Genomic DNA, 19,166 nt, shown 5'->3' on the forward strand with positions numbered 1-19,166 from the left:
TCGCCCGGGGCCGGTCTCAGTTCTGCGGAGCGGACGTGCGGTCGCCGCCGTGCGGGTGCTGCTCGAGCGCTTCGCCTACGGTCCGCTGGATCGGGATCGTCTGGTCGACGCCCGACATCTCCAGCAACCGCGACATGCGGTCGGGAACCGCCGCCAGCGTGAGCGATCCGCCGGCCTCACCCGCCCAGCGGTGCAGCATGATCAGCGCGCTGAGCCCGCTCGAGTCGCAGAAGGGGACTCCGGACACGTCGAGGATCAGATGCGGATGGCCGTCGCCGCCGGCACCCCGTACGGCGGTGCGGAACCCTCCGCTGGTGTAGAGGTTCAGCTCCCCCTTGACGGTGAGGACAGCGATGGGCCCGCTGACGTCGATGACGTCAACGTCCAGATCCTTCACCATCTGGCACCTCTTCCCTAGGGCGACGCTGCTGCCGATGATAGGTCAGGGCTTCCCCTGAAGAGCGCCCCCACACGTTTCCGGGCCACGAGATCACCCACCGTGGCCGGCCACGGAATCTCCGGGAGCGGGGAACAAGGACGCCACTCGCTCCGTTACATCCATCGTGGCCGATGTGCCTGGTGTCCCCGGGCCTCATCTATCGCCTTCGCGGAATACCGTTCGGCTGGAGCCGCGTTGTGCCTTTCGCCGAGAGGCGACCCGCACATCGGTACACATGCTGCGACGGCCCTGCCGGGATCCCCGGCAGGGCCGTTCGTCTTCCTCCGGAGCCGCCGCCCGTACGTCCGACCCGCCCCGGGAGCCCGGCCGTCGGGCTCAGCCGGTCGGCTTCGCGATCCGTCGGCGGACGGCCAGGGCGGCGCCCACCGCCAGCGCCACGGGCAGGAGAAGGTAGGCGCCGCACGACAGCAGCACCAGGCCGGTGAAGACCGTGGCCGCCGCCGCGAGCGTACGGCCACGGCGGTCGCCGCGAGGCAGGAGGCGGACGGCCGAGGCCGTTCCGACGACCGTGACCGCGGCCAGGCAGGCGGCGGTGGCCCGCATCAGCGTGTCGAGCCCGAGCCCGTACGGAACGGCGACCGCGGTGACCAGGGCGGTGAGCGCCGCCAGCAGAACGAGGCTGCGGTGCGGCACCTGCCCGGCCGCCGCTCCCTTGGCGAGGGGCGCGGGCAGGGCGCCATCGCGGGCCAGGGCGGCGCCGAGCCTGGCCCCGCCGGCGATGTAGGTGTTGACCGCGATGAAGCTCAGGATGACGGCGACGACGCCGGTGGCCGTCCGGGCTCCGGCCCCGATCCCCTCCTGAAGGAGCAAGGCGAGCGGGACCGGTGAGGTCGCGGCGCGTCCACCGAGGACGCCGAGCACGGTGACCACCAGCCCGAGGTACAGCACGCCCACGATCAGCAGGGTCAGCGTGGTCGCGCGGAGCATCGACCGGCGCGGATCGGCGAACTCCCCGGACAGGTGACTGGCCGCCTCCCACCCCGCGAACGCGAAGAACAGCACTCCCGCGGCGTGCACCACACCGAGCGCGCCGTGCGGGGCGAACGGCGCGAAGTTCCCCCACGACAGTCGTGGTCCCGCCGTGACGATGGCGGTGGTCAGCAGCGCGGCCAGCCCGCCCACGAGCACCACCTGTACCCGGCCGGACATCCGGAGCCCGCCGTGGTTCGTCGCGAACGCCGCGGCCAGCAGGGCGACCGCCACCACCACCGCCCACGGGCGGCCGACGCCCACGGCGGAGGTGACGTAGTCCCCGCCGATGAGCGCACCGGCCAGCGTGCCCACCGGAACGATGCCGTAGAACCACCAGCCGACGATCGCCGCGATCCGCGGCCCGAACGCCCGCCCGGCGAAGGTCGCGACCCCACCACCGTCCGGGTACCGCGACCCCAGGGCCGCGAACGTCAGCGCCACCGGCGCGCTCAGGACCAGCAGCGCCGCCCAGGCGAGGATCGAGGCGGGTCCGGCCGCCGCGGCGGCCAGGTGCGGCAGCGCCAGTACGCCCGGCCCCAGCACGGCCCCGGCGAACAGCGCCGTACCCTGCGCCGTGCCCAGCCGGTGCTCGCGCGCCGGGGCGACCGCCCCCGCCGGTTCCTGTCGCGTCGACAGCGCCACGTCTTCTCCCCCATGCTCGAATGAAACGCCTTGACGCTAGCCATTCGGCCGGTGAGAGCGACGGTTCACCGAACGTCTGTCCGGAATCGTGCCAATATTTCGGCCATGGACGAACTCGACGTTGAAATCGTGCGCCTTCTCCAAACGGATGCGCGGCAGTCCAACCGTGAGCTGGCGCGCAAGCTCGGCATCGCGCCGTCGACCTGCCTGGAACGGGTACGGACGCTGACCCGGCGGGGGGTGATCCGCGGCTACCACGCCGACATCAGCCTGTACGCCCTCAACCGAGGAGTGCAGGGCCTGGTCTCGGTGAAGCTCCGCGTGCCCAGCCGCCCGTTCATCGACGCCTTCAAGGACTTCGCGGCACGGCTCCCCGAGGTGCTGAGCGTGTTCGTCATCTCCGGCGACGACGACTTCCTCCTGCACGTGGCGGTGCCGGACCTCGACCACCTGCACGCGTTCCTGACCGACCGCCTCAGCAGGCGCCGGGAGGTCGCCGGATTCCGCACCTCGGTGATCTTCCAGCAGGTCCGCAACCCGATACTGGACCGCCTCGACGACCCGACCCCGCTCCCCTGAGCCCGCTCCCCCGTACGGCCGAACGAAGATGCCGGGACGCACGAACGGCCCCGGGTCACCCCGGGGCCGCTGCTGTCAGACGACGCCTGCGTCGGCTAGTCCTTACTCCACCGCGCCGACGTCCGCCTCCTTCGCATCCGTCCCGACCGACCGGGACGTTCGTTCGCCACGGAACCGGACCGCGGCCTTCGGCCCGGCCCCGTGTTCGACTCCCCGCTGTGCGCGTTCGCCATCAGGGCCGCGGCGCGGTTCGTGTGGGAATTCGCCTTCTCGGCGGCCAGTTCGTCCGCCGAGCCGGTCAGCGTCGTGTTCAGGAAGAAACCGACCAGGGCCACGAAGACTCCGACCAGGCCCACCGGCCCCAAGGTCTGGTGCAGGATGACGAAACCCACCAGAGCGCTCAACGCCGGCAGGGTGACCGCCACGGCGGCCGCCAGCCTCTTCGGACAATGCAACGGCACATGGGCGATCCAGAACAGGAGAAAGCCGCCGGTGTTGAAAACGCCGGAGGCGATCCCCCGCAGAAGGATCCCCCAAGTCCAGTGGATCATCAGCAGCGAAGGAACTCCCAGGGCCAGATTCACCGTCAGCAAGAGGGCCCCGGTCTTCGCCAGCATCCCCGCGTCCGACACCGACTTCCTCGCGGAGACGCCGACAGCGGCCAGCACCGCGCCGGCCACGGCGGCCAGGAGACCGGCACCATCGACGTGTTCTCCCCAGGGAATGAACATCATCGCTCCCGACGCCGACAGCAGCGGCAGGAACAGCGGGAGTCCCTTCTTGTCGCCCTTCCACGCGAGCGCCATCGCCAGGATGGCCGGGCCGAGGGTCACGATCGCCACACCGGTCGCCAGGGGCATCCTCGCAGCGTAGAACTGCCCCAGAACGGAGGCGCCGAACCCCGTCGCCAGATACGGCAGGAACGACAACACCCATCGGTGCCGCTTCTCCCGCTCGACGATCCGGGACAGGAGGGCGTGCACCAACGTGAATTTCCGAACGGCACTCAGGACCCAGGGAAAGACCCGGTCCCGCCGTTCGGTGTCCGGCACCGCGTCACGCAGGCGCGGCTCGTTCAGTTTGCGCCGCCCCGCTGCCATCACGATGCCGTAAAGCGGCAGGGTGAAAAGGCAGAGGACGGCGTTCGCCTGCAGAGCCGTCAGTTGATGTCCGGCCGTCAACGGCTGTAGGACCGCGCCCGACACGCGTGCGGCGACCGTATTTCCGATCAGCGCGACTCCGGCCGTCAGCCAGACCGAACGGCCGGCCAGGCCGAGCAGCCACCGAGCCGCCCGGCGCGGATGGTGAATCAGCCACCCGGATAAAGATCTGTCTCGGCCACCAGGTAGACTCGACGAATCTTTCCGATTTTCAGGTTTCATTGCAAAATTCCCCTTTTGTTGATCGCGCACGCTTTTGCGATACGCATGACGGAAACGCCTTGCCGGATCGGCACCGGGTGGAGTCTCCGTGCTCCCACTACCGTCCGGAAGGCGCGTTCGTCGGCAAGCCGCTGAGCAGCCGAAACCGTCGGCTGCCGCGCCTGCTCAGGCCCATGAAGACGGGGGCCGGCTCCGGTCACGGCGGCGAAGCGTCAAGCGCGGCGGCAGTCCGTGGCGGTGTCGAGTTCGGCGCAGTGGCGGACGATCCGTTCCACCACCTCGACGCGGTCGTACGGCGAGTGGCGCACGACGCCGAGACCGGGGGCGCGGTAGGAGATCGACCCGTCGCGCACCCAGACGTGCATCCCGGCGCGGACGCAGATGACGGCCATGCCGTAGCCGATGGCCAGTTGCAGCGGGCCGAGGCCTCGGGCGGCGAGCAGGGCGTGGATCTCCTCCGCCGTCCGCCTCGTGGTGCTCTCGCCCGGCGTCACCAGCCCGGCCGGTACGGGCACGGTGAAGTAGACCGCCTTTCCCGGAACCGGCCCGGCACCCAGCCGCGACCGCGTCCGGTACATGCCCCACTCGCCGCCGTACTCCGTGGTCAGCGCGTCCACCACCTCGAAGCCGCGCCCGCCCTCGGCGTACGGCGGCGGCCGCAGCCGCCCGTCCGGGACCGGCCCGCGCCACGGCGCCGAGTCGTAGACCGCGAACACGACCTCCGGCTCCACGCGCCATCGCACGTACGCCCACAGCTCCGGCAGCCCGGCGATCGGCAGGTAGGCCGGGATCGCGCCGCCGTACGCGTGGACGTGGACGTTGGTCGCCAGCTCGGAGAGCGCGACGGCGGCGTCGTACGTCGTGACGGCGGGCATGCGCAGCTCGCCGAACACCGCCTTCAGCACGCCGCGCGCGAAGCCCGCCCCGGTGGGGCCCGGCGGAAGAGGCCAGGCGGCGCACCCGCCGGCCGGTACGACATTCGGATCGACGCCGCCGATCGCTGTCACCATGCTCACCTCGCCGTCCCTCTGTCGAAATTCCTTTCCACAGCCTGGCCAACGGACCTCACCTTGCGTAATTATTCGCTCTACACTCCGTTACATTCTGGTCGACCGGCCCCCGCCGGTTGCGAACACCTGCCAACGGAGGTCCCCCCATGCCGCGCCGATCGAGCCCTCTCGACCCGTCCGCGTCCCCCCTCGCCCTCTTCGGCTCGGAGCTGCGCTTCCTGCGCGAGCGCGCCGGCCTGTCCCAGGACCAGGCCGGCACGAAGGCCAACTACAGCGGCTCCCACATCGGCGCCGTCGAGCGCGCCGAGGACATGCCGCTCCGGAACTTCGCCGAGCGGATGGACGACGTCCTCGGTGGCAACGGCATCCTGCTACGCCTCTGGGACGGCCTCCTCAAGCGCAGCGTCCACCCCCCGTGGTTCGACTGGCCGATCCACGAGTCCACCGCCGACCTGCTGCGCAGCTTCCAGCTCGCCCTGGTCGACGGCCTCCTCCAGACCGAGGCGTACGCACGGGCGCTGCTGCACGGCGACGAACAGAAGGTGCGCGCCCGGCTGGCTCGCCAGGAGATCCTCCGGCGCACCGAGCCCGAGCCGCCCTATCTCGCCTGCGTGCTCGACGAGGCCGTGCTCTGGCGCGAGGTCGGCGGCCCGCAAGTCATGCGCGAGCAGCTCCAGCACCTGGTCGCGGTCGTCTCCGAGAAGATCAGCGTGCAGATCCTCCCCTGCGGGCTGCACCGCGGCGTCAACGGGTCGTTCACACTCGCCACGGTCGACGATCGGAGGGAGGTGGCGTACGTTGAGACGGCGGCGCGCGGGATCACGACGGGCGAGCCGGCGGACCTGGCAAGGGTGACCAAACGGTTCGAGTCGATCCGGTCGCGCGCGCTGCCGGTCGACCAGTCGCTCGACCTGATCACGAGGACGGTGAAGGAACGATGGAGCTGACCACCACCCCCGAGTGGCGCACATCCACCCACAGCGGCGACGACGGGGGCCACTGCGTCCAGGTCGCGGTGCTCCCGCTCACCAGCAGCGACCCGGCCCCCGCCGACCGCGCCTAGCCATCTCTGACGGAGGCGGCGAAGGAACGATGACGCTGACCACCACGCCCGAGTGGCGCAAGTCGACCCGCTCGCAGTACCGACAACGGCGGCGACTGCGTCCAGGTCGCGCTCTGGCGCAAAGCGAGCTACAGCGGCGACAACGGTGGAGCCTGCGTCGAGGTCGCAGCGGCGCCGCTCACAGGCGATGACTGGACCCACGCCGGGCGCGGCTAGCGGTATCTCGTAGCGGGCGATCGGCGATCGCCCCTTCGCGGGGTGGCCATGTCCGGCGGAGTCGCTCGCGGGCGGTCGTGGCCGGAAGACCGTTCGCGGTCGCGTCCGTGCCAGGCGTTCGCGTTCGGAAAATCGTTCGCGGGCGTGCCCTGCCCTGAAGAGACTGCCGGGCGTGGCCATAACTCAGCAGCTCGCCCGAGTCTCCGGGGCCGAGCTCGACGCCTGCCGGGCGTCGGTCGAGACATTGAACCTGCTGTGCTCATTCGACCTGCGACCGCGGTCGGACCACCTTGACCTCGACTGGTCCCCGGAAGGTCTCGTCCGGTCCTGTGAGGTCGCGGGGGTCGACACCGCGACGGTCGCGGCGCTCCGCCGTTCGGTCGACGGAGACGACGAGGTCAATCCCGCGTACCGCGACTTCCCCTATTCCGTCTGGAGTCATCCGGTGACCGCGTTGGTGCCGGACGTCGTCACGGAGGTCGCCACTCGACTGCGGCGGATCGAACCACGGGCCGTGCTCGACGCGCTTCCCGCCGACCCGGCGGAGGCGCTGGCGCGGATGGGCCGGAGCGTCGAGTTCCTGTCGGGCCATCCCCGCCGCTATCTCGAAGAGCACTTCACCGCCCTGCTCGCCTTTTACCGCGACACGGCCGAGCGGGGTCTGGCCGTCGTCCTCTGGTGGGACTGACCGATCCGAGCAAGCCCCTTCCTGCCTTCGGTGCGGTCCGGCGGCGGCGGGCAAAAATCTCGGAGAACCTCCCTACGGCCGCCCGAATGACCATGCTTCGCCCGCATTTGCTGGCCCGGTCCCGAAGCATTGACCGAACTTTCTGTGCGCCCCTATCGCCCCGGCCGCACGCGCGCGCACGGCACTACTGAGGTGGTGGGCGAAAGTCTCGGAGACCCCATCCGCCATCGCCCGTTTCATCAAGCTTTGCCCGCCTTTATGGGCCGGGACTCAAAGCGTTCGCGGCACCGCAGGTTCCTGACCTGGGCTGCGGCTACGCCGACGTGTGCTTTTTGAGATGGTCCCCGTTTCCGAGCAACTTCGGTGGCCTGGCGAGCATCTCTTCTCGTGAGGTTGATGATCACGAGTGCTCGCCGCGCTCGGCCGAACTCGGGGAGAGTCAGATGCAGGGTAAGAGCCGACGGAAGTCGCGTGTACTGATCGCAGCGGTGGGCGTCGCGGGCGGTGTCGCCGCCGTCGTGACCGCCCTTGCGCCTTCCAGCTCAGCGCCGGCCGCCACGGTCGACGCCGCTGCCAGGATGACCGCCCACACGCCGACCGCCTTCGGGACCGGCACGGCGTCCCCCTTACCCGCGACCGCTACGCCGCAGCCGTCCGCCGGGAACGCACGGCCCTGCGCGGCCGAGCACGGGAAGTACCACGGCACGGTGCTGAGAAGGTTCCCCGTCTTCGGTGACATGGGTGCGCCGAAGGGCGAACGAGGCGGCACCCTCACCGTCATGCGGTCCACCTCCTGCGGCACCGTATGGGCCGAGGTGAAGAAGGACGGGAAGTACCGGGGGACGTACGGCACCACCGTCTGGATCGCCACCTACGCCGACACGCCGACCGACCGCTGGAAGGTGGCCGAGAACGAGGCCGACGTGTCCACCAGCGGTGTGCTCTCCACGAAGGCGGTGCCCGCGCTCACACACGGACGAATCGAGGCGTCAGCCGGCTGGGCGGGGAACGACTTCAGCTTCAACACTCCACTCCGCAGCATCCGGTACTGACGGCCTTTGAGCGACAGGATCGCGCTCCCCCGGCCCGGCCGGCGAGTGCGAGACGCTGCGCTCACCGAGCCTTCGTACCCTCACCCGGACCGGGCAGTACAGCACGTTGCCGCCGCTGTTGCCGCACCAAAGCCGACCATTCGGACAGCAGACCGGCGACATCGACGCCAACCTGTCAACACCGACGGCAACATGTCCATCACAACCGCAACTCGGGACGCCAGCAGGCGGCGTCGCAGAACGGCGGCGGGCGGTCGATCCCTTCGCCCCATACGGCGGACGACACGATTTGCGACCGGGCAGAATTCTCGGATAACCCACCCCACCCCACTGCCGCCCTGTTTATTGCGCTTCGCCCGCCTTTGCGGGCTCAGCCGCAAAGCGTTCACCGAGACTTCTGCACGCCCACAGCCGCACACAGGTACGGCACGGCTGGGTGGTGGGCGAATCCTCGGAAAACCCACCCACCGCCGCGCGACGTATCACCGTTCACGCGCCTTGACGGGGCATGCGGCACCGCGTTCACCGAGCACTCTGCGCGCCACCCAGAACCCACGACCCGCCGTCGGCGATCGGCGCGAACCCCTGACCTGCGGCGCCGCGCCGACGAGGTGCGGCTCACCGGAATTGTTGGGGTTGGAGGCAACTTCGGCGGCTTGTGGAGCATCTCCATTCATGAGGCAACGATCACGAGCGCTCGGTGCGCTCCGATCTCGGGGAGAGGCCCGGTGCAGACCAAGAACCGCCGCAGGATGCCCATACTGATCGCCGTGGTGGGCTTCGCGTGCGTCGCCGCGGCCGTCGCGACCGCGTTCGCTCCCTCCAGGCCCACGCCGGCCTCCACCGCCAAGGCCGCCGTGGCGGGCTCGCATCGAGTGGGCGGCGTACGATCGGCGGTCCTGCCCGCCCGGTTGCTGCGCCATCGCTGACGCGGCGGACGACCGACTTCGCGGCACCGGGCCGGACACGGCTCTGCGGACGACCGACTCCGCGGCTCGGGGCCGGGACGTGGGTCTGGTGGACGCCCCGCTGCGCCCGGGCCGGGAGCGCTGCCGCGCGCTCACATCTCGACGGGGAGCAGGCCGCGTTCGGCGAAGACCTTCTTGGCGACGAAGGTCGCGTTCAGGGCGCGGGGGAAGCCGCAGTAACCGGCGGAGTGCAGCAGCGCCTCGACGATCTCCTGCGGGGTCAGGCCGACGTTGAGCGCGGCGTTGATGTGGACTTCGAGCTGCGGCTCCGCTCCGCCGAGGGCGGTGAGCATGCCGAGGGTGACCAGTTGCCGGTCGCGCGGCGCCAGGCCGGGACGGGCGTAGATCTCGCCGAATCCCCAGGCGACGACCTGGTGAGCCAGCTCCGGCGAGATGTCGGCGAGGGAGTCGACGACCTTCTGCCCGGCCTCGCCGTCGATCTGCCGCAGAACGTTGAGGCCGTGCTCGTACTTCTCTTCGCGGGTCATCGTGAACTCCCTGGTCTTTCGTCATGGTCGGCCGGCTCCGTGCCGGCACGTCGATGACGGTAGGGCTTCGAGCGCGGTCTAACGCAAACCCGGCGCGGCCAGCTCGCGTACGACACCGACGAAGCCGTCGACCAACGCGTTGTCCGTGCCGGTGGGCCAGGCCAGCGCGACCCGGAGCGGCTCGACGTCGGTGAGCGGCACCCAGACCAGGTCGGGGCGGGCGTAGTACCGCGCCATGCTGACGGGCGCGAAGCAGATCGCCGCCCCTTCGGCGACCTGTTCCAGCATCTCCTCGACGTTGTCGTTGGTCGGGCCCCAGCGTGGGGCCGAACCGTCCGGCCGTGGGTTCACCGCCCACCAGTCGACCCATGCGCGCGGCGCGCGTTCGGTCCACATCAGGGGCTCGTCCTTGACGTCGAGGATCGACAGCGCCGTACGTTCGGCGAGCGGGTGACCGGCGGGCAGGCCGACGACCCGCTGTTCGGTGTGCACGACCTTGCTGTGCATGCCCGTCAGGTCGGCGGGCAGCCACACGAAGGCGACGTCCACCCGGCCGTCGCGCAGCGCGGCCGCCTCCTCGCCCCAGTCGAATCGCTTGGGCTCGACCCGTACGCCCGGGTGACGGCGGGCGAACTCCGCGCGGGCGCGTGTGGTCAGCTCGCCCGCGCCGCTGGCCTCGAATCCCACGCGCAGCACGCCCGTGGCGCTGCGGCGGTGGCGTTCGGCCGCGGCGGTGACGCGGTCGGCCTGCTGAAGCGTCAGGCGGACCTCGGCGAGGATGTCGCGTCCTGCGGCGGTCGCGGTGACGCCTCCGGCGTGCCGGTCGAACAGCCGCACGCCGAACTCCGCCTCCAGGTTCTTGAGGGCGTACGAGAGCGCGGGCTGGCTGACGTACAACCGCTCGGCGGCGCGGCCGAGGTTCCCCTCGTCGTCGATCGCCACCAGGTACCGCAGCTGTCGCAGCTCCACGCTGCGATCATAAGCCGCCTTTATGGTTCAAGTGATCTTTTGTCTTGGACGCTCCGGTCGGCCCACTGCCATAACTGGAACATTCCACTTCGACAGGAGTTCATGAAATGAGCGTTGAGAGCACGCGTACGGCGAGCGGCAGGGTCTGGCTGATCACGGGGGCGTCGTCCGGCTTCGGCCGGGCGATCGCCGAGGCGGCGCTGGCCGCCGGCGACACGGTGGTGGCCGCCGCCCGGCGGCCCGAGGCGCTGGACGACCTCGTCGCCGCCCACCCGGACCGGGTGAACGCCGTCCGGCTGGACGTCACCGACACCGCGCGGATCGCCGCCGTCGTCGCGGAGGTGCTGCTCTGGTACGGCCGGATCGACGTCCTGGTCAACAACGCCGGTCGCAGCCAGATCGGCGCGGTGGAGGAGACGACCGACCGGGAGTTCCGGGAGCTGATGGACGTGCACTTCTTCGGGCCCGCCGCGCTGGTCCGCGCGGTGCTGCCGCACATGCGCGAACGGCGCTCCGGGGCGATCGTGCAGCTGAGCTCGATGGGCGGTCAGTTGTCGTTCGCCGGGTTCGGGGCGTACTCGGCGACCAAGTTCGCCCTGGAAGGCATGTCCGAGGCGCTGGCCGAGGAGGTCGCCCCGTACGGGATCAAGGTGCTGATCGTCGAGCCGGGCGCGTTCCGTACGAGCCTGTTCGGCGGCGCGCTGTACCGGTCCGCGGCCATGGACGCCTACGCCGAGACGGTGGGCGCGACCCGCTCCATGGCCGAAGGAGCGAACGGCAAGCAGCCCGGCGACCCGGCCAAGGCCGCCGCCGCCATCCTGACGGCGCTGGACGCGGAGCGGACGCCGCTGCGGCTGCCGCTGGGCGACGACGCGGTGGACGCGCTCGTCGCGCACGCCGGCGCCGTCCAGCGGGAACTACGGGAGTGGGAGCCGGTGTCGCGCGGCACCGGCTTCGACTCCTGACCCTGCCCGCCGGGCTCGGGAAGGGGCGTCCTTCCTTCAGCGGAGTCGCAGCGGTCAGAACAGCGAGGGCGTCAGCATCCACAGCAGCTCGGCGTCCTCGTCCGCCGACGGGTTGCGCCAGCTCTTCTTCTCCCGGCCGGTGAAGGTCAAGGAGTCCCCGGCCCGCAGCAGGAAGACCTCGCCGTCGAGGGTGATCTCGAACGAGCCCCGCGTGACATGGATGAACTGCGCGTCCGACCGGGTTCGATAGGGCGGGTCCCCGTCCTCCTCGCTGTTGCCGCCCGGCGCCACCGTCGAGTGGAGCACCTGGATGCTGCGGTTCGGCCGGGGGGTGAGCAGGGAGTCTCGCACCCCGGTGCCGCCGAAGTGCAGCGCGGGCCTGCGGTCGGCCGGCACCAGCCCGGTCTCCTCCTCGTCGAACAGCTCTCCCACCCGGACGCCGAGCACCTCACAGATCCGCAGGAGCGAGGCGACCGACACGTTGGCCCGGTCGCGTTCCACCTGAGACAGGAAGCCCTTGGTCAGTCCGGTCTCCTGCGCGAGCCGCTCGATCGTCAGATCCCGTTGCCGTCGGGCGCGTCGCAGCCGGTCTCCTATCCGCGGCCGCGCGGCGGAGCCCGGCTCGGAGCCACGGTCGCCGCGCGGCTCGGATGCGTCGGTGTCCATGGGGAACTCCCTGAGATTTGCGTTGGCAAACTTAGTTTAGTGTGGGCATACTCTCCGAACGGTTCACCGCCCACCCTCCGGAGCCGCCGTGCTTTCTCGGGCGCGATTCGGAGACGGCTTCGAAACCTTCCGCGAGAGGAAGAACTTGTGACGACACCGGCCGGTGCCAACGTTCGGATCGAGCCGTGGGCCGAGGGCGACCTCGACCTGCTCCGGCGAATCAACGCCCCCGAGATGATGGAGCATCTCGGCGGCCCGGAGAGCGAGGAGAAGCTCCTCGCCCGGCACCAGCGCTACCTGAAGCCGGGAGACCACGGCTCCGAGGCCATGTTCCGCATCGTCGTGCTGCCCGAAGAGGAGGCCGTCGGCAACATCGGTTACTGGGAACGCGAGTGGCGGAGCGAGACCGTCTACGAGACGGGCTGGAGCATCCTGCCCGAGTTCAGCGGCCGGGGCCTGGCGACCGCCGCCGGGCGACTCGTCGTCGAGCGCGCCCGCGCGGAGCGCCGGCACCGTTTCCTGCACGCGTATCCGTCCGTCGACCACCCGGCGTCCAACGCGATCTGCCACAAGCTCGGCTTCACCCTGCTGGGGGCCTGCGACTTCGAGTACCCGCCGGGGCACCTCATGCGCTGCAACGACTGGCGCCTGGAACTATGACCCGGCGGACACATCCAACGATCGAACATCCGTTTGAAGGCGATGCGTAGACTCCTGCTATGACCCGCGCTTTTCAGGCGTCGCTGCTGGACTCCGACGACGAGATCGGTCTGCGCCCGCTCGGTCCGTCGGTGCACCGGACGCCGCTCGACCACGGCGCCTGGATCGACGTGCGCCGGGGCTGGGTCACCGGCGCCGACACCCTCTTCGAACGGCTCCAGGACACCGTGCCGTGGCACGCCGAGCGCCGGCACATGTACGACCGGGTCGTCGACGTGCCCCGCCTGCTGAAGTTCTACGACGAGGGCGAGACGCTGCCCGACCCGGCACTCGACGACGCGAAGCGGGCGCTCGACGCGCACTACGCCGCCGAGCTCGGCGAGCCGTTCCGCACCGCCGGGCTGTGCTTCTACCGCGACGGCCGCGACAGCGTCGCCTGGCACGGCGACACGATCGGGCGCGGCAGCACGCAGGACACGATGGTGGCCATCGTCTCGGTCGGCGCGCCGCGCGCGCTGACGCTGCGCCCGCGCGGCGGCGGCGGCGAGGCCCTGCGGTTCGAGCTCGGCCACGGCGACCTCATCGTGATGGGCGGCAGTTGCCAGCGCACCTGGGAGCACGCCGTGCCGAAGACGACCCGGCCCTGCGGCCCGCGCATCAGCGTCCAGTTCCGACCGCGCGGCGTCCGCTGAGCCCGGAACCGTCCACCCTGACCGTCCGTCCTACCTGGTTCGGCGCCCGCGCGAATAGCCGGGCGAATGCGGGACATACTCGGTGTGTCCCCGACCCTTCGGAGGAGCAATGGCCTGGCTCGGCGCCCTCATCCTCTTCGTCGGCGCGATTCTGACCTTCGCCGTCGGTGGTGACATCGGGGCCTTCGACGTCCGTACGTTCGGCGTCGCCGGGATGGTCGTCGGCGGCGTCCTGCTCGTCCTCGGCATCCTGCGGCTGCGTCGCCGTCCCCGGGCGACCGGGCGGCGCTCTCCCGCCCGTGGCCTCCGGGCCGGGGTACAGGCGCGGGTGCAGGACCGGGTGTACCGGACGAGCAAGGGCAAGATCATCGCGATGATCGCCGTGGTCATCTACATCCTCTCGCCCATCGACCTGATCCCGGACGTGTTCCTGCCGTTCGGGATCGTCGACGACGCGACGGCGTTCACCTGGCTGCTGTTCGCGATCGGCCAGGAGGTCTCCCGCAAGCGCCGCAGCACGCTCAGCCCGTAAGCGCCGCGGCACGCTCAGCCCGTGAGCGCCGCGCGGGCGGACGACGCGTCCGCGCGGTACCGTCCGGGCGCGGTCGCGAACTCGCGCTTGAACGCCCGCGCGAACGCGAACTCCGAGGTGTAACCGGTGCGCTCGGCGACCGCGCGCAGCGGAAGGTCGGTCTCCCGCAGCAGCCTCGCCGCGATCGTCATCCGCCACCACGTGAGGTAGCCCAGCGGCGGCGCGCCGACCATGCTCGTGAAACGCCGGGCGAAGGCCGCTCTGGACAGACCGCCCCGAGCGGCCAGCGACTCGACCGTCCAGGGCCGGGCCGGGTCGTCGTGGACGGCCCGCAGCGCGGCCGCGACGGCGGGGTCGCGGAGCGCGGCGCCCCAGCCGGTGGTCACGTGGTCGGGCCGGTCCTCGTAGAACGCGCGCAGCATGTACAGCAGGAGCAGGTCGAGCAGGCCGGCCAGGGCGGCGTCCCCGCCGGGCCGGGGCCGGGTGCTCAGCTCGTGGCCGAGCAACTCGATCGCGCCGCGCAGTGCGGGATGCCGGCCGACACGGGCCGGCAGGTGGACGACGTCGGGCAGTTCGGTCAGCAGCGGGTGGGCGCGGGAGTGGTCGAGGCGATAGGCCCCGCACAGCATCTCGGTCCGGGCGTTCGTCGCGTCCGCGTCGACGGGCAGGGCGGCGCGGCCGCGTGCGAGGTCGTCGTACGTGAGGTGGACGTCGGTCAGTGGCCGCGACGGTGAGTCGGCGAGGCCGTGGCCGAGCTCGCGCGGCAGGAACACCACGTCGCCGACGCCCAGGGCCAGGGGCTCGCCGCGCGCGGGGATCAGCCAGCACGAGCCCTGCAGGATGACGTGGAACCCGGCGCCCTCCTGCGGCCGGAACCGGACCCCCCACGGCGGGCGCAGCCGCGTACGGGACGAGTGCGGCCGGCCGGTGCGCATCACCGCGACGGCGTCGCTCAGCACATCCATGCACCGACCGTACGCCCTGATCGGTTCCGGCGAGACGATCGGGTATGGAATGCGGACGTACGGGCATGGGACGGCCTTCTCGCGAGTCCTAACGTCATTCCCGACAGAGGTCGCGGACGTACCGCGACCCGTCATGGATCTCGGGGAGGACGAGATGAGGATCGCCGTGTACGGGGCGAGCGGATTCACCGGCGGGCTGGCCGTGGCCGAGGTGCGCCGCCGCGGTTTCACTCCGGTGCTGGTCGGCCGGGACGAGGAGCGGCTGCGCAAGGCGGCCGTGGCGGCCGGAGCGGCGGACGCCGAGGTTCGCGTCGCCACGCTGGACGCGCCCGGCGCGCTCGCCGGCGCGTTCGCCGACTGCGCCGCGGTGGTCAACTGCGCCGGACCGTTCACGTCGTGGGGTGAGCCGGTGGTCCGCGCCGCCATCGCCGCAGGACGGCACTACGTCGACACCTCCGGCGAGCAGCGGTACATCAAGCGGTTCCTGGACACCTACGGCGCCGAGGCCGAGGCGGCCGGCGTGGCGGTCGTTCCGGGCCTGGCCGACGACGGCGGCCCCGGTGACCTCATCGCCCACCTGACGGCGGAGCGGCTGCCGGCGGTGGAGGAGCTGGTCGTCGCGGACCTGCGGCGGCCCGGGGGTGGTGCCTCTCGCGGCACCGCCCGGACCATGGCGTTCGCCGAAGAACCACTCGACTACGTGGACGGCGCGTGGATCCCCGCCGGTGAGCACGGCCCCCTGTCACTCGGGGTGCCCGGCTCGGACGAGGAGGTCCCGGTCGCCCTGTTCGGGCTGCCCGGCGTGGCCACCGTGCCGCGCCACGTGCCCGCACGCCGGGTCCGAAGCGTCATGCGGGCCGACATGGTGGCGCTCTTCCTCAGCCTGACGCCGGACGTCGTGGAGAGCGTCCCGGAGGTCCTGGATGACGAGGCCCGGCGCGCCGGGCGATGGCTGATGGCGGTCCGGGCCGACGACGGCCGGGGCGGCCGCGCCGAGGGGTGGGTCACCGGACCCGACCCGTACGGCCTGACCGCGGTGATCGCCGTCGAGGGCGCCCGGCGGCTCGCCGCGGGCGAGGGACGTGCCGCCGGGCCGGGCCGGGCGGGGGCGTTGACGCCCGCCCAGGCGTTCGACCCGGCGGACTTCCTCGACTTCCTCGCCCCGCACGATGTCACCTGGCAGGTCTCGGCGGTGCCGGGTCAGGGGACGACGACGCGGTAGTGGGTGGTCAGGCGCCCGTCATCGTCGAGGACGTGGAAGGCGAACGCGGGCGGGATCTCATGGTCGACGAGACCGTCCGTGCCCGCCGTACCCGTCTCCCAGGGCAGCCGGACGGTCGAGACGACGCCCGGCGCGACCACCAGCGGCCGACCGGCGAACGTCGTCGCCGCGGGCGTGTGGGCGTGGCCGCAGACGATGGCGGCGACGTTCGGGTGGCGGGTGACGAGCGCGGCGAGCCGGTCCTCGCCGAACTGCCGGATCCCGTCGATGTACGGGACGTGCAGCGGGACCGGCGGATGGTGGAACGCGACCAGGACGGGCGTGGTGGGCGGTGTCTCGGCGAGCACCGTTTCCAGCCAGGTCAGGGTCTCCTCGTCGAGGCGGCCGTCGTCCCGGCCGGGGATCGACGAGTCGCACAGCGCGAAGACGGCGCCCGGTGCGCGGTGCACCCGGTTGATCGGCCCATCGCCGGCCGGTTCGCCGAGCAGCGTCGTGCGGAACGCCGCGCGTACGTCGTGGTTGCCCGGACACGTGAGCAGCGGGTGCCGGGAGGCAAGGAGCCCACGCGCCTCCTCGTACTCGGCCGGTAGCCCGTGGTCGGCGATGTCGCCGGTGACCAGGACGGCGTCCAGGTCGTACGGCAGCCGGTCGAGGTGGGCGAGGACGGCGCGTGTCCGCGCCGCCGCGCGCGGGCCGCCGTCGAGGTGCGTGTCACTGAGGTGCGCAAAGACGATCACACGGCGAACGTACGGCGTGGGCGGGAGCGGGTTAAGGGCCACTCGGCCCCGACCGCCGCCGACCACCTGGCCCGGCCTCGCACCGCCTTCCGCCGACCTTGGACGCGCCCACCTGTCCCACGGCGGCGGGGGGCGTCAGCCGGAAGCGGTCGTGTAGCTCACCGGCGTGTAGGCCGGGCCGCAGGTGCTCGCGCAGGGAAGCGAGAACGAGTAGACGCGACCGCCGCCGACCAGGGCGTCGGAGGCGTCGACGACCCGGATCCGGTAGTCCCGCCCGCCGGTCGTGGTCGGGGCGATGACGTACGCCTGGCCCATGTCGCCGTCCATGGTGGCGTTCCGCCACGAACTCCCGTCGTAGTACTGCACGCCGTGGATGCCGTTCGGCAGATGGGAGACGGCGATGACGGGCCACCAGACCTGGGCGTTCTGCAGGAAACCGATCTTTATGTCGCCGCTGTAGCCGGGCGCGGGCACGAACTGCCAGCTGATGTGCCGGTTGTTCCAGTGGTTCGGGTACATGTCGCCGACCGGGGCGCCGTTCTTGACGAACCGGTTGAGTGACGCCTGCGACAGGTCGAGGTGGTAGGGGTCGTCGCGGCACCAGGCGTTGCCGTCGGCGCAGCTGTCGGCCACCAGCATTGTCAGCGTCGCGCCGTCGTAGGTGTCGGCGGTCCACGAACCGTTCCGGCAGAAGGGCTGGTTCGGCGCTCCGTCGTTGACGCCGGTGCAGTAGTCGCCGATCGTGACCTGCACGTAGCGGCCGCAGTTCTGGCCGTTGGCGAAGATGCCCATCCGGGCGGCGTCCGACGCCGAAATCGGGCGCGGGTAGCCGTTGTAGTCGTGGGGCGTGTTGAAGACGTTGAGCGCGACGAAGTCCTGGCTGTCCAGGTTCGCCTGGGGCAGCCCGCATCCGCCGTACGGCGAGCCGAGCCCGGTGAACCACGTCGCGTTGCCGGTGACCGGGGACGACGCCGCCGGCGCCGCCCCGCCGGACGGTGTCCGGTCGGCGGCGAGTGCGTGCGATCCCGCCGGGGACGCGCAGGCGAACGCCAGCGCGCTCAGCACCGTCAGCGACGTACGCGGTCGCGCGCGGTTCCGCTCGGGCATCTCGGCCTCCAGGGGTCAGAACACCGGGTTCCAGCCGTCCGAGCCGGCCAGGTAGGCGTTGGGGGTGTAGGAGGGCGCCTGGGAGGCGCCGAGCTGGGGCCGGTTCGCGTTGACCGCCGCGCCGGCGCCCGTGTTCGTGTACTCGGAGAACCGCGCGCTCCGCCACGAGAAGCCCGACATGTCCGTCCAGGGGTCGTCCCGGATGTGCGCGCCGAGCGTGCACTCGCGGAACAGCACCTGCCCCACCGCGTGCGCGTCGCCCGACGGGTGCCAGGGACGGCCCAGATAGACCGACTTGGCCGGCGCGTCGCTGGTCAGCGTCGAACGGTAGAAGAGCAGGTCGTACGGGTTGGTGTCGGTGGTGGCCGCAGCCGTGACGTACCCGTTGTTGGCCGAGGAGCCGCGGCTCAGCGAGTGGATCTCCGTACGGTCGAACACCGCGGTTCCCCGGCCGAAGATGAAGTCGATGTCGCCCTCGACGTAGGACTTGCGGATGTAGGACCGGCCGACGGTGCCCGTACCCGCCGTCCACAGCAGCAGCGTGTCCTGGTTGCCGAGGACGCGGACGTTGTTCAGCACGGCCCGGTCCGCGTTCAGGTCCAGGGCGACCGCCTGCGAGCTTCCGTTCTTGGCCTCGTCGTAGTCGTTGGCGAAGGTGAGGTTCTCGGCGCGGAAGTCGTTCGCGGACACGGCGGCGGTCGCGCTGCCCTGCGTGCCGTACGTGCTCGCCGGGTGGTTCTCGACGATGACGACCTGGTCGCGGCCCGAGCCGACACCCTTGAGCGTGACGTGCGTCTTGGCCGACGGGATCGAGACGGTCCCCCGGTACGTGCCCGGCTTGACGTCGATCTCGTAGCCGCTGCCGCCGGCGGGGGCGGCGTTGACGGCGGCCTGCACGGTGGTGAAGTTCCCGCTGCCGTCCGTGGCCACGGTGACGACCGTGGCCGCCGACACCGGGCCGCCGTACGACGCGACCGCCGTCAACGCCAGCGACACGGCGACCCCCACTGCACCGACGCGTCGCATCTGGGACATCCCGCCTCCCGAGAGTCGACCGGGTGAGCGTGGCCCGGTCAGGAGCAGGTTCCGGTCCCCTGGAACGCCGCGTCAAAGCCGGGCCGCGCACCGGGG

22 protein-coding genes and 1 pseudogene are annotated in these 19,166 nt (G+C 71.3%); 12 read left to right on the top strand and 11 right to left on the bottom strand.

The features are described from left to right. Nucleotides 1–16: 16 nt before the first annotated feature. Nucleotides 17–400: an STAS domain-containing protein gene (locus AB0L00_RS08555; RefSeq protein WP_364430242.1), complete on the bottom strand. Its 384-nt coding sequence runs from the start codon at nucleotides 398–400 to the stop codon at nucleotides 17–19. A gap of 375 nt (nucleotides 401–775) precedes the next feature. Continuing rightward, on the bottom strand, nucleotides 776–2,074 hold the full coding sequence (locus tag AB0L00_RS08560; protein ID WP_364430245.1) for an amino acid permease: 1,299 nt from the start codon (nucleotides 2,072–2,074) through the stop codon (nucleotides 776–778). A 105-nt stretch (nucleotides 2,075–2,179) separates the two neighbouring features. Between AB0L00_RS08560 and AB0L00_RS08565 the strand changes: the two genes are divergently transcribed. Continuing rightward, nucleotides 2,180–2,653, top strand: coding sequence for an Lrp/AsnC family transcriptional regulator (locus tag AB0L00_RS08565; RefSeq protein WP_364430248.1), 474 nt, complete (start codon nucleotides 2,180–2,182; stop codon nucleotides 2,651–2,653). Nucleotides 2,654–2,748: 95 nt separating this feature from the next. On the opposite strand, the gene AB0L00_RS08570 is transcribed toward AB0L00_RS08565, so the two are convergent. Continuing rightward, on the bottom strand, nucleotides 2,749–4,065 hold the full coding sequence (locus AB0L00_RS08570; protein WP_364430251.1) for a hypothetical protein: 1,317 nt from the start codon (nucleotides 4,063–4,065) through the stop codon (nucleotides 2,749–2,751). 182 nt (nucleotides 4,066–4,247) lie between these two features. After that, nucleotides 4,248–5,045: an ATP-binding protein gene (locus AB0L00_RS08575; RefSeq protein WP_364431593.1), complete on the bottom strand. Its 798-nt coding sequence runs from the start codon at nucleotides 5,043–5,045 to the stop codon at nucleotides 4,248–4,250. Nucleotides 5,046–5,191: 146 nt separating this feature from the next. On the opposite strand from AB0L00_RS08575, the gene AB0L00_RS08580 reads away from it, so the two are divergent. The 6 genes and pseudogenes from AB0L00_RS08580 to AB0L00_RS08605 all read left to right on the top strand — a co-directional run bounded on the left by AB0L00_RS08580 (nucleotide 5,192) and on the right by AB0L00_RS08605 (nucleotide 8,993). Continuing rightward, nucleotides 5,192–5,992 (top strand): helix-turn-helix transcriptional regulator, encoded by an 801-nt coding sequence (locus tag AB0L00_RS08580; protein ID WP_364430253.1) that lies wholly within the window; start codon nucleotides 5,192–5,194, stop codon nucleotides 5,990–5,992. Further along, a complete protein-coding gene (locus AB0L00_RS08585) occupies nucleotides 5,983–6,108 on the top strand; it encodes a DUF397 domain-containing protein (protein WP_364430256.1) in 126 nt (41 codons plus the stop codon). Before AB0L00_RS08580 ends, AB0L00_RS08585 begins: the two co-directional genes overlap by 10 nt. A 117-nt stretch (nucleotides 6,109–6,225) precedes the next feature. Next, nucleotides 6,226–6,324, top strand: a pseudogene (locus AB0L00_RS08590) (DUF397 domain-containing protein); the annotation flags it as partial. A gap of 172 nt (nucleotides 6,325–6,496) precedes the next feature. Then, entirely contained in the window at nucleotides 6,497–7,012 is a 516-nt protein-coding gene (locus tag AB0L00_RS08595) for a hypothetical protein (protein WP_364430258.1), read from the top strand. Between the two features lie 443 nt (nucleotides 7,013–7,455). After that, nucleotides 7,456–8,064, top strand: coding sequence for a hypothetical protein (locus AB0L00_RS08600; protein ID WP_364430261.1), 609 nt, complete (start codon nucleotides 7,456–7,458; stop codon nucleotides 8,062–8,064). Nucleotides 8,065–8,792: 728 nt separating this feature from the next. Then, nucleotides 8,793–8,993, top strand: a complete 201-nt coding sequence (locus tag AB0L00_RS08605) for a hypothetical protein (protein ID WP_345354761.1) — start codon at nucleotides 8,793–8,795, stop codon at nucleotides 8,991–8,993. 131 nt (nucleotides 8,994–9,124) lie between these two features. Here the strand turns inward: AB0L00_RS08605 and AB0L00_RS08610 are convergent, their stop codons facing one another. Both AB0L00_RS08610 and AB0L00_RS08615 read right to left on the bottom strand, forming a co-directional pair. After that, complete coding sequence (locus tag AB0L00_RS08610) at nucleotides 9,125–9,520, bottom strand: carboxymuconolactone decarboxylase family protein (protein WP_364430264.1); 396 nt, start codon at nucleotides 9,518–9,520, stop codon at nucleotides 9,125–9,127. 78 nt (nucleotides 9,521–9,598) lie between these two features. Beyond that, the gene (locus AB0L00_RS08615; protein ID WP_364430267.1) at nucleotides 9,599–10,489 is read right to left on the bottom strand and encodes a LysR family transcriptional regulator; all 891 of its coding nucleotides are present in this window, start codon (nucleotides 10,487–10,489) and stop codon (nucleotides 9,599–9,601) included. Between the two features lie 107 nt (nucleotides 10,490–10,596). Between AB0L00_RS08615 and AB0L00_RS08620 the strand changes: the two genes are divergently transcribed. After that, on the top strand, nucleotides 10,597–11,454 hold the full coding sequence (locus tag AB0L00_RS08620; protein WP_364430270.1) for an oxidoreductase: 858 nt from the start codon (nucleotides 10,597–10,599) through the stop codon (nucleotides 11,452–11,454). A gap of 54 nt (nucleotides 11,455–11,508) precedes the next feature. Here AB0L00_RS08620 and AB0L00_RS08625 read toward each other — a convergent pair whose 3' ends face one another. Next, nucleotides 11,509–12,120: a helix-turn-helix domain-containing protein gene (locus tag AB0L00_RS08625; RefSeq protein ID WP_364430273.1), complete on the bottom strand. Its 612-nt coding sequence runs from the start codon at nucleotides 12,118–12,120 to the stop codon at nucleotides 11,509–11,511. Nucleotides 12,121–12,267: 147 nt separating this feature from the next. Between AB0L00_RS08625 and AB0L00_RS08630 the strand changes: the two genes are divergently transcribed. From AB0L00_RS08630 to AB0L00_RS08640, 3 genes are all read left to right on the top strand, one after another. Beyond that, nucleotides 12,268–12,780, top strand: a complete 513-nt coding sequence (locus tag AB0L00_RS08630) for a GNAT family N-acetyltransferase (RefSeq protein WP_364430276.1) — start codon at nucleotides 12,268–12,270, stop codon at nucleotides 12,778–12,780. Between the two features lie 59 nt (nucleotides 12,781–12,839). Next, complete coding sequence (locus AB0L00_RS08635; protein ID WP_364430279.1) at nucleotides 12,840–13,472, top strand: alpha-ketoglutarate-dependent dioxygenase AlkB; 633 nt, start codon at nucleotides 12,840–12,842, stop codon at nucleotides 13,470–13,472. Nucleotides 13,473–13,581: 109 nt separating this feature from the next. After that, the gene (locus AB0L00_RS08640; protein ID WP_364430282.1) at nucleotides 13,582–14,004 is read left to right on the top strand and encodes a YkvA family protein; all 423 of its coding nucleotides are present in this window, start codon (nucleotides 13,582–13,584) and stop codon (nucleotides 14,002–14,004) included. Between the two features lie 14 nt (nucleotides 14,005–14,018). Here AB0L00_RS08640 and AB0L00_RS08645 read toward each other — a convergent pair whose 3' ends face one another. Next, nucleotides 14,019–14,969: an AraC family transcriptional regulator gene (locus AB0L00_RS08645; protein ID WP_364430285.1), complete on the bottom strand. Its 951-nt coding sequence runs from the start codon at nucleotides 14,967–14,969 to the stop codon at nucleotides 14,019–14,021. Nucleotides 14,970–15,123: 154 nt separating this feature from the next. On the opposite strand from AB0L00_RS08645, the gene AB0L00_RS08650 reads away from it, so the two are divergent. Next, the gene (locus AB0L00_RS08650; protein ID WP_364430288.1) at nucleotides 15,124–16,191 is read left to right on the top strand and encodes a saccharopine dehydrogenase NADP-binding domain-containing protein; all 1,068 of its coding nucleotides are present in this window, start codon (nucleotides 15,124–15,126) and stop codon (nucleotides 16,189–16,191) included. Here AB0L00_RS08650 and AB0L00_RS08655 read toward each other — a convergent pair. From AB0L00_RS08655 to AB0L00_RS08665, 3 genes are all read right to left on the bottom strand, one after another. Continuing rightward, nucleotides 16,170–16,928, bottom strand: a complete 759-nt coding sequence (locus tag AB0L00_RS08655; protein WP_364430291.1) for a metallophosphoesterase — start codon at nucleotides 16,926–16,928, stop codon at nucleotides 16,170–16,172. The two genes, AB0L00_RS08650 and AB0L00_RS08655, sit on opposite strands and share 22 nt — an antisense overlap. 135 nt (nucleotides 16,929–17,063) lie before the next feature. Continuing rightward, nucleotides 17,064–18,035: a hypothetical protein gene (locus AB0L00_RS08660; protein WP_364430294.1), complete on the bottom strand. Its 972-nt coding sequence runs from the start codon at nucleotides 18,033–18,035 to the stop codon at nucleotides 17,064–17,066. Nucleotides 18,036–18,050: 15 nt separating this feature from the next. Further along, nucleotides 18,051–19,070, bottom strand: a complete 1,020-nt coding sequence (locus tag AB0L00_RS08665) for a pectinesterase family protein (protein ID WP_364430297.1) — start codon at nucleotides 19,068–19,070, stop codon at nucleotides 18,051–18,053. Nucleotides 19,071–19,166: the final 96 nt, after the last annotated feature.

Origin of the sequence: Actinoallomurus sp. NPDC052308 (assembly GCF_040679195.1) — a bacterium.
GTDB classification, from domain to species: domain Bacteria; phylum Actinomycetota; class Actinomycetes; order Streptosporangiales; family Streptosporangiaceae; genus Actinoallomurus; species Actinoallomurus liliacearum.

Coding starts and splice junctions, on each gene's coding strand:
- AB0L00_RS08555 (WP_364430242.1), bottom strand. CDS start 400: ATGGTGAAGGATCTGGACGTTGACGTCATCGACGTCAGCGGGCCCATC.
- AB0L00_RS08565 (WP_364430248.1), top strand. CDS start 2,180: ATGGACGAACTCGACGTTGAAATCGTGCGCCTTCTCCAAACGGATGCG.
- AB0L00_RS08575 (WP_364431593.1), bottom strand. CDS start 5,045: ATGGTGACAGCGATCGGCGGCGTCGATCCGAATGTCGTACCGGCCGGC.
- AB0L00_RS08580 (WP_364430253.1), top strand. CDS start 5,192: ATGCCGCGCCGATCGAGCCCTCTCGACCCGTCCGCGTCCCCCCTCGCC.
- AB0L00_RS08585 (WP_364430256.1), top strand. CDS start 5,983: ATGGAGCTGACCACCACCCCCGAGTGGCGCACATCCACCCACAGCGGC.
- AB0L00_RS08600 (WP_364430261.1), top strand. CDS start 7,456: ATGCAGGGTAAGAGCCGACGGAAGTCGCGTGTACTGATCGCAGCGGTG.
- AB0L00_RS08610 (WP_364430264.1), bottom strand. CDS start 9,520: ATGACCCGCGAAGAGAAGTACGAGCACGGCCTCAACGTTCTGCGGCAG.
- AB0L00_RS08620 (WP_364430270.1), top strand. CDS start 10,597: ATGAGCGTTGAGAGCACGCGTACGGCGAGCGGCAGGGTCTGGCTGATC.
- AB0L00_RS08625 (WP_364430273.1), bottom strand. CDS start 12,120: ATGGACACCGACGCATCCGAGCCGCGCGGCGACCGTGGCTCCGAGCCG.
- AB0L00_RS08635 (WP_364430279.1), top strand. CDS start 12,840: ATGACCCGCGCTTTTCAGGCGTCGCTGCTGGACTCCGACGACGAGATC.
- AB0L00_RS08640 (WP_364430282.1), top strand. CDS start 13,582: ATGGCCTGGCTCGGCGCCCTCATCCTCTTCGTCGGCGCGATTCTGACC.
- AB0L00_RS08645 (WP_364430285.1), bottom strand. CDS start 14,969: ATGGATGTGCTGAGCGACGCCGTCGCGGTGATGCGCACCGGCCGGCCG.
- AB0L00_RS08650 (WP_364430288.1), top strand. CDS start 15,124: ATGAGGATCGCCGTGTACGGGGCGAGCGGATTCACCGGCGGGCTGGCC.
- AB0L00_RS08660 (WP_364430294.1), bottom strand. CDS start 18,035: ATGCCCGAGCGGAACCGCGCGCGACCGCGTACGTCGCTGACGGTGCTG.
- AB0L00_RS08665 (WP_364430297.1), bottom strand. CDS start 19,070: ATGTCCCAGATGCGACGCGTCGGTGCAGTGGGGGTCGCCGTGTCGCTG.